Consider the following 8,160-nt stretch of genomic DNA (forward strand, 5'->3'; position numbering starts at 1 on the left):
GCGGACGCGGCCGAGGCAGGGGCGGTGCTGCCCACGCTCGCCGCGCACACCGCCGCGAGCAGCGCCTTCCTGAAGTCCTCGGCGACGCCCGCCGAGGCGCGCCCCCTGCGGGACGAGGCGCTGGAGCTGCGCGAGGCGCTGCTCGCCGATCCGCCCGAACAGGTCCTGCTGCACGGCGACTTCAGACAGGGCGCCGTCCTCGCGGCGGACGCGGAGCGCGCGCCCTGGCTCGCGGCGGGCCCCGATCCGCTGCTGGGCGAGCGTACGTACGACCTGGCACGGCTGGTGCGCGACCGGCTGCACGATCTGCTGGCCTCCGCCGGTGCCGCCTCGGCGACGCGGCGCCGGATGCACAAGCTGGCCGACTCCCTGGAGGTGGACCGCGAGCGGCTGCGGGGCTGGACGCTCTACCGGGCCGTGGAGTCCGGCGTACGGCACCTGAGCGGCGGCAGCCGTGAGGACGGGGAACTGCTGCTGGAGTTCGCCGGCTGGCTGTGAACCGCGGCGGCCACGACCGCCGCCACGGCTGAAGTGCCCCCGTAGCAGGGGCACTTCACACCGGGAACGGGGCGGTGCCCCGGGTCCGTCGGCCGTCCGTCAGCCCGCGGCGGAGAGCCGGGCGACGGCGTCCGCCACCGTCAGCTCCTCCCGCTCGCCGCTGCGGCGGTCCTTCAGCTCGACGAGCCCGTCCTTGGCACCGCGTCCCACGATCAGGATCGAGGGGACGCCGATCAGCTCCGCGTCGGTGAACTTCACGCCCGGCGAGACGCCCGCGCGGTCGTCCACGATCACGCGCACACCGGCCGCACCGAGCTTCTCGCCGACGTCCACGGCCAGTTCCGTCTGGAGCGCCTTGCCCGCGGCGACCACATGGACGTCGGCCGGTGCGATCTCCCGGGGCCAGCACAGCCCCTGCTCGTCCGCGGTCTGCTCGGCCAGCGCCGCCACGGCGCGCGTGACGCCGATGCCGTACGAGCCCATCGTCACGCGCACGGGCTTGCCGTCCTGCCCGAGCACGTCCAGCTCGAAGGCGTCGGCGTACTTGCGGCCGAGCTGGAAAATGTGGCCGATTTCGATCGCCCGGTCCAGCACGACGCCCGCTCCGCAGCGCGGACAGGGGTCGCCGGCCTCGACGACGACCACGTCGAGGTAGTCGTCCACCTCGAAGTCGCGGCCGCACACCACGTGACGCGCGTGCTTGTCCGGCTTGTTGGCGCCGGTGACCCACTCGGTGCCCGGCGCCACACGCGGGTCGGCGATGTAGCGGAAGGCCTTGCCGGCCATGCCGTTCTGCGGGCCGACGTAGCCGCGTACGAGGTTGGGCCGGTCGGTGAAGTCCTCGGCGGTGACCAACTCGACCTCGGCGGGCGCCAGATGCTCGGCGAGCTTGCCGAGGTCCACCTCGCGGTGCCCGGGGACGCCGACGGCCGCGATCTCGCCGTCGATCTTCACCAGCAGGTTCTTGAGCGTGGCCGACGCGGGGACGCCCAGGTGCTCGGCGAGCGTCTCGATCGTCGGGGTGTCCGGGGTGTCCAGCTCCTCGACCGGGGGGTGCCCGGAGGTCTCGGCGGGCACGACCGGCACCGAGAGCGCCTCGGTGTTCGCCGCGAAGCCGCATGAGGGGCACTGCGCGTAGGTGTCCTCGCCGGCGGGCGCGGGGGCGAGGAACTCCTCGGAGGCCGAGCCGCCCATGGCGCCCGACATGGCGGAGACGATGCGGTAGTCGAGGCCGAGGCGCTCGAAGATCCGCTGGTACGCGACGCGTTCGCGCGCGTAGGACTCGGCCAGCCCCTCGTCGCTGACGTCGAAGGAGTAGGCGTCCTTCATCGTGAACTCACGGCCGCGCAGGATCCCGGACCGGGGACGCGCCTCGTCCCGGTACTTCGTCTGGATCTGGTAGAGCGTCACCGGCAGGTCCTTGTAGGACGTGCACTGGTCCTTGACGACCTGCGTGAAGATCTCCTCGTGCGTGGGCCCGAGCAGATAGGCGGCGCCCTTGCGGTCCTCCAGGCGGAAGAGCAGATCGCCGTACTCCTCGTAGCGTCCGGAGATCTCGTACGGCTCCTTGGGCAGCAGCGCCGGGAGCAGCACCTCCTGGGCGCCGATGGCGTCCATCTCCTCGCGTACGACGCGGGTGACGTTCTCCAGGACCGTCAGGCCCAGCGGCAGCCACGTCCAGATGCCGGCAGCGGTGCGGCGGACGTATCCGGCGCGCACCAGAAGCTTGTGGCTGACGGTCTCGGCGTCGGCCGGGTCGTCGCGCAGGGTCTTCAGCATCGACCGGGACAGACGCTGGACTCGGGCTGCCATGGAATTCTCCGTGCGGTGGTGGAAAGAAGCCGGAACAACTGGGGAGGAGACTATCCGGCCGCGCGCACGGCACGGAAATGCAATCCACCCCTGCTCCAGGGTGCTCCCCGTCGCCGCTCAGGGCCGTGGCAGCGGCAGCCAGGCCCCCATCACGGCGTACGGGCTCGGCGCGCTCGGGAAGTGCACGTAACGGGCCAGGTCCCGGTATCCGAGGCGGTGGTAGAGCGAGCGGGCGGGGCTGTCGGTGTCGATGGCGGACAGCAGCGAACGCCGCTCGCCCGCGCCGTCGGTGAGCATCGTGATCAACCGCCGCCCCACGCCCCGCCCTTGGTGGAGCGGGAGCACGTGGAGCTCGGTGATGACGAAGGAGTCGTCGAGCCAGTCCTCGAAGCCGGCCGCGCGCAGCGGGCCCGCGACGACGGTGGACCACCACTGCGTACGGTCGTTGGGCATCCCGTAGACGAACCCGACCAGGCGCCCCTCCGGCGTACGCGCCCCCAGCGCCCGCGCCCCCGGTGTCGTCAGATGACGCAGCACGATGTGGCGCCGCACTCCGATCTCGTCGTCGCCGAGCCCGAAGGCGACGGCCTGGACGGCGAGGGCGTCGTCCACGTGGGCTTCGAGGTCGAGCGGCGCGATCTCGACGGGCTCGCGGGGGTCCTGGGGCGGCGGTCCCCCGGCAGAAGGCAGCATGCCCGGGAGGCTACTAGGAGTGACGCCTCCGGGCTCCCGCCGTATGGTCCGCGGCCGGTACGGGACTCAGAACAGCACGCTCATGAACGCGCCGATCTCGCGGAAGCCCACATGCCGGTAGGCGGCGCGCGCGGCCTCGTTGAAGTCGTTGACGTACAGACTGACCAGCGGTGCGACCTCGTTCAGCGCGTAGCGCAGCACCGCCGCCATGCCGGTCACCGACAGCCCCTCGCCGCGGCGGTCAGGCGTGACCCATACGCCCTGGATCTGGCAGGCCTGGGGCGTGGCCGCGCCGATCTCGGCCTTGAAGACGACCCGGCCGTCCTCGACGCGGGCGAACGAGCGGCCCGAGCCCACGAGTTCGGCCACCCGCGACTGGTAGACGAGGCCGCCGTCGCCCGCGAGCGGCGAGACGCCGACCTCCTCGGTGAACATCTCCACGCAGGCGGGCAGCACCAGTTCCATCTCGTCCTTGCGGATGCGGCGCACCAGCGGGTCCGGCTTGACCGTACGGGGGACCGCGTCGGCGGTCATCAGCGGCTGGTGGCGCCGTACGTCGCGCGCGGGGCCCCAGTGCGGTTCGAGAGAGGACCACAGGGCGGCCGTCGGCCCGGCCGGGCCGACGATGGAGGAGCAGCGGCGTCCCTGGCGGCGGGCCCGTTCGGCGAAGGCGCGGACGGCCTCGGGGCCGGCGCACAGCGGGACGAGATTGGCGCCCGCGTAGCAGAGGGACGTCAGCCGGCCGCGCTCGTACCAGCCCCACATCTCCCCGCCGAGGCGCAGCGGGTCGAGGCCCGCGGAGTGGACGCGGGAGGCGATGAAGGCGTTGTTCACGGGCTCGCGGTGCAGCACCGCGAGGACGTCGTCGAGTTCTGCCGGCTCGACAACCCTGGTGGAGGTGGTGGTCAACAAGGTGTCGGCTGCCTCACCGTGTCGTGCCCCAGGGGACGGAGGAGATGGGAGTGAGCGCTCCTGTCGACTGTACCCCGCACGGCACGGGCCTACCGTCGGCGTCCTGCGGGGCCGAGGCGCGGACGGCCGGGACCGGACGGTCGCGGTCCGCCGGCTTCCGGCCCGGGCTGCCAGGGCGCTCGACTGCCCGGCCGCTCAGCCGCCGACGGCGACCTCCGGCTCGCCCGAGGCGACGCCGTCCGCCTCCATCTGCTCCGCGATCTTCATGGCCTCGTCGATGAGCGTCTCGACGATCTTGGACTCGGGGACGGTCTTGATGACCTCGCCCTTGACGAAGATCTGCCCCTTGCCGTTGCCGGAGGCCACCCCGAGGTCCGCCTCGCGGGCCTCCCCCGGCCCGTTGACGACGCAGCCCATGACGGCGACGCGCAGCGGGACCTCCATGCCTTCGAGCCCGGCGGTGACCTCGTCGGCCAGCTTGTAGACGTCCACCTGCGCACGTCCGCAGGACGGGCACGAGACGATCTCCAGCCGGCGCTGCCGCAGGCCCAGGGACTCCAGGATCGAGATGCCGACCTTGCACTCCTCGGCCGGCGGCGCGGAGAGCGAGACCCGGATCGTGTCGCCGATGCCCTCCGCGAGCAGGGCGCCGAAGGCGACGGAGGACTTGATGGTGCCCTGGAAGGCGGGGCCCGCCTCGGTCACGCCGAGGTGCAGCGGGTATTCGCACTGGGCGGCGAGCTGCCGGTAGGCGTTGATCATGACAACGGGGTCGTTGTGCTTGACCGAGATCTTGATGTCGCGGAAGCCGTGCTCCTCGAAGAGGGAGCACTCCCACAGCGCGGACTCGACGAGCGCCTCCGGCGTGGCCTTCCCGTACTTCTTCAGCAGCCGCTTGTCGAGCGAGCCGGCGTTGACGCCGATCCGGATCGGGGTGCCCGCGGCCGAGGCGGCCTGCGCGATCTCCCTGACCTTGTCGTCGAACTGCTTGATGTTGCCCGGGTTGACGCGGACCGCGGCACAGCCCGCGTCGATCGCGGCGAAGACGTACTTCGGCTGGAAGTGGATGTCGGCGATCACGGGGATCTGCGACTTGCTCGCGATGGTGGGCAGCGCGTCGGCGTCCTCCTGCGTGGGGCAGGCGACTCGTACGATCTGGCAGCCGGACGCGGTCAGTTCGGCGATCTGCTGGAGGGTCGAGCCGATGTCGGCCGTCCGCGTCGTGGTCATCGACTGCACCGAGACCGGTGCGTCACCGCCGACGGCCACCGGACCCACGTGGATCTGCCGGCTCTTGCGCCGGTCGGTGAGCTTGGTCGGTACGTCCGGCATTCCGAGCGAAATCGCTGTCGCTGTCATCAGGCGTGCAACCCCAAGGTCTGGATCGGGAAGTCCCGGGAGATCGACGGGCTCCAGCCCCTGAGATTACGGCACGGCCACCAGTACGAGCACATCCCGCTCCCGATAACCCCCGTACGCACGCACAGCCCCCGAAGGCGGATCAGTACGGACGAGATGCTGCGTACGGAACGGAAACGGGCGCCCCGGCGGTGGACCGGAGCGCCCGGCGGCCAGGGGCCCCGCGGCCCCCGCGCTAACCCGCGAGTCTGACCGGATTGACCACGTCCGCCACCAGCACCAGCAGCGTGAAGCAGATGAATATCCCGGCGACCACATAGGCGACCGGCATCAGCTTCGCCACGTCGAAGGGGCCGGGGTCGGGCCTGCGGAAGACCTTCGCGACGGCCCGCCGTACCGACTCCCACAGGGCTCCGGCGATGTGGCCGCCGTCCAGGGGCAGCAGCGGCAGCATGTTGAAGAGGAAGAGCGAGAGGTTGAAGCCGGCCACCAGGAAGAGCATCGTCGCCACGCGCTGCGTCGGCGGGATGTCGAGGGAGAAGACCTCGCCGCCGACCCGGGCCGCGCCGACGACGCCCATCGGGGAGTCCTGCTTGCGCTCGCCGCCGTCGAACGCGGCGTTCCACAGGTCGGGCACCTTGGACGGCAGGGCGATCAGCGCCTCCACACCGGAGGCCATCATGTCGCTCATCCGGTCCACGGACTGCGGGAAGCTCTGCTGGACGACGCCGCTGGCCGGGGTGAAGCCGAGGAAGCCGGCCGTGATGTACTCGCCCTCGACATAGCCGCCGCGGCCGTCGGACTTGGCGACCTTGTTCGGGATCAGATCGGCCTGGAGCGTCTTGCGGGCGCCGTCCCGCTCGACGGTGATGGTGGCCGGGCCCGTGGTGTCGCGGATCTTCTGCTGGAGGGTGCCCCACTCGGCGACGCGCCTGCCGTCGAAGGCGACGATCTTGTCGCCCGGCAGCATGCCCGCCGCCTTGGCCGGTGAGTCCTTCGCCCCGGACGGGCACTTGTCGGACTTCGACGAGGCCGGGATGACGCACTTGGAGACCGAGGAGACCGTGGTGGTCTGGGTGTTGATGCCGAAGGACATCAGCACGACGAGGAAGATCACGACGGCCAGGATCAGGTTCATGAACGGGCCGGCGAACATCACGATGACGCGCTTCCAGGGCGACCTGGTGTAGAAGAGCCGCTTCTCGTCGCCGGGCTGGAGCTCCTCGAAGGCCGCGGCCCGCGCGTCCTCGATCATGCCCCGGAAGGGAGAGGTCGAGCGCTGGCGCAGCGCACCGTCCTCGCCCGGCGGGAACATGCCGATCATGCGGATGTAGCCGCCCAGCGGCACCGCCTTGACGCCGTACTCGGTGTCGCCCCTGCGGCGGGAGAAGATCGTCGGCCCGAAGCCCACCATGTACTGCGGCACACGGATGCCGAACATCTTCGCCGTCGAGAGATGGCCCAACTCGTGCCAGGCGATGGAGAAGAGCAGACCGACCACGAAGACGACTATGCCGAGGATGGTCATGAGGGTCGTCATGCGCGGGCCTCCGCTGCTGCCGTCGCCAGTTCGCGGGCGCGCTCGCGCGCCCAGGTCTCCGCGTCGAGGACGTCGCCGAGCGTCAGCGCGGCGTCGGGGGGCGTTCCGTGCTCCTCGACCACAGCGGCAACCGTATCCACGATGCCCGGGAACGGCAGCCTTCCGTTCAAGAACGCCTCCACGCACTCCTCGTTGGCGGCGTTGTAGACCGCGGGCGCGGTGCCTCCCGTACGGCCCACCTGGAAGGCGAGCGGCACGGCCGGGAACGCCTCGGCGTCCAGCGGGAAGAAGTCCCACGACATCGCGCGCGACCAGTCGAAGACCGGACCGGCGTCCGGGACCCGCTCCGGCCATCCGATGCCGAGCGCGATGGGCAGCCGCATGTCCGGGGGGCCGCACTGGGCGAGCGTCGAGCCGTCGGTGAACTCCACCATCGAGTGCACGGCCGACTGCGGGTGTACGACGACCTCGACGCGGTCGAAGGAGACGCCGTAGAGCAGATGGGCCTCGATGACCTCCAGGCCCTTGTTGACGAGGGTCGCGGAGTTGACGGTGATGACCGGGCCCATGTCCCAGGTCGGGTGGGCCAGCGCCTCCTTCGGTGTGACGTCGGCCAGCGCGTCCTTGCCGCGGCCGCGGAACGGGCCGCCGGAGGCGGTGATCAGCAGCTTGCGCACCTCCGCGCGCCTGCCGCTCATCAGGGCCTGGAAGAGCGCGGAGTGCTCGGAGTCGACGGGGACGATCTGGCCCGGTGCCGCCAGTTCGCGCACCAGCGGGCCGCCCACGATCAGCGACTCCTTGTTGGCCAGCGCGAGCATCCGGCCCGCACGGAGCGCGGCCAGGGTGGGGGCCAGCCCGATGGAACCGGTGATGCCGTTGAGGACCGTGTGGCACTCGCCGGCCGCGAGTTCGCTCGCCGCGTCGGGGCCTGCGAGCACCTCGGGGATCGGCTCCCCCGGTCCGTACTCCGCGCGCAGCGCCTGCCGCAGCAGCCCGACCGTGTCCTCGCGCGCGACGGCGACCGTACGCACCTGGAGCCGGTGGGCCTGGCCGGCGAGCAGTTCGAGCCGTCCGCCCGCGGCGGAAAGCCCGGTGACTCTGAACCGGCCGGGATTGCTCAGGACGACGTCGACCGCCTGGGTGCCGATGGAGCCGGTCGATCCGAGGATGACGATGTCGCGGGGCCCTTCCGGCACGCTCGGCGAGCCGGCCGGGCGCAGGTGCGGATCAGCGAGGGATTCGGTCATGGCCCCATTCTGACGGCTGCTCGGGCCGGGACGTTCACCGCCTGCCGCCAATGGGCGCCCTCGTCACCGCGTGAACGGCGCGGGCGCCCGGCGCGCTCT

Annotated in this window: 7 protein-coding genes; 1 reads left to right on the forward strand and 6 read right to left on the reverse strand. The window is 71.5% G+C overall.

The window, feature by feature from the left end; translation table 11 throughout:
• Positions 1-498: aminoglycoside phosphotransferase family protein (locus AN218_RS32190; RefSeq protein WP_216311839.1), on the forward strand; the 498-nt coding region annotated here is incomplete at its 5' end.
• Positions 499-597: 99 nt separating this feature from the next.
• Here AN218_RS32190 and AN218_RS32195 read toward each other — a convergent pair.
• From AN218_RS32195 to dxr, 6 genes are all read right to left on the reverse strand, one after another.
• On the reverse strand, positions 598-2,310 hold the full coding sequence (locus AN218_RS32195) for a proline--tRNA ligase (RefSeq protein ID WP_070020561.1): 1,713 nt from the start codon (positions 2,308-2,310) through the stop codon (positions 598-600).
• Positions 2,311-2,427: 117 nt separating this feature from the next.
• Positions 2,428-3,003, reverse strand: coding sequence for a GNAT family N-acetyltransferase (locus AN218_RS32200; protein WP_070020562.1), 576 nt, complete (start codon positions 3,001-3,003; stop codon positions 2,428-2,430).
• A 66-nt stretch (positions 3,004-3,069) separates the two neighbouring features.
• Positions 3,070-3,915 carry a GNAT family N-acetyltransferase gene (locus tag AN218_RS32205; protein WP_070020563.1) on the reverse strand — a complete coding sequence of 282 codons (846 nt, stop codon included), beginning with the start codon at positions 3,913-3,915 and terminating at the stop codon, positions 3,070-3,072.
• Positions 3,916-4,110: 195 nt separating this feature from the next.
• On the reverse strand, positions 4,111-5,274 hold the full coding sequence (gene ispG, locus AN218_RS32210; protein ID WP_079132827.1) for a flavodoxin-dependent (E)-4-hydroxy-3-methylbut-2-enyl-diphosphate synthase: 1,164 nt from the start codon (positions 5,272-5,274) through the stop codon (positions 4,111-4,113).
• Between the two features lie 235 nt (positions 5,275-5,509).
• Positions 5,510-6,814: a M50 family metallopeptidase gene (locus AN218_RS32215; protein WP_070020565.1), complete on the reverse strand. Its 1,305-nt coding sequence runs from the start codon at positions 6,812-6,814 to the stop codon at positions 5,510-5,512.
• Positions 6,811-8,061: a 1-deoxy-D-xylulose-5-phosphate reductoisomerase gene (dxr, locus tag AN218_RS32220; RefSeq protein WP_171908874.1), complete on the reverse strand. Its 1,251-nt coding sequence runs from the start codon at positions 8,059-8,061 to the stop codon at positions 6,811-6,813. Before dxr ends, AN218_RS32215 begins: the two co-directional genes overlap by 4 nt.
• Positions 8,062-8,160 lie beyond the last annotated feature (99 nt).

The sequence above is a fragment of the Streptomyces nanshensis genome (assembly GCF_001751255.1).
Lineage (GTDB): Bacteria > Actinomycetota > Actinomycetes > Streptomycetales > Streptomycetaceae > Streptomyces > Streptomyces nanshensis_A.

Coding starts and splice junctions, on each gene's coding strand:
- AN218_RS32200 (WP_070020562.1), bottom strand. CDS start 3,003: ATGCTGCCTTCTGCCGGGGGACCGCCGCCCCAGGACCCCCGCGAGCCC.
- dxr (WP_171908874.1), bottom strand. CDS start 8,061: ATGACCGAATCCCTCGCTGATCCGCACCTGCGCCCGGCCGGCTCGCCG.
- AN218_RS32215 (WP_070020565.1), bottom strand. CDS start 6,814: ATGACGACCCTCATGACCATCCTCGGCATAGTCGTCTTCGTGGTCGGT.
- AN218_RS32195 (WP_070020561.1), bottom strand. CDS start 2,310: ATGGCAGCCCGAGTCCAGCGTCTGTCCCGGTCGATGCTGAAGACCCTG.
- ispG (WP_079132827.1), bottom strand. CDS start 5,274: ATGACAGCGACAGCGATTTCGCTCGGAATGCCGGACGTACCGACCAAG.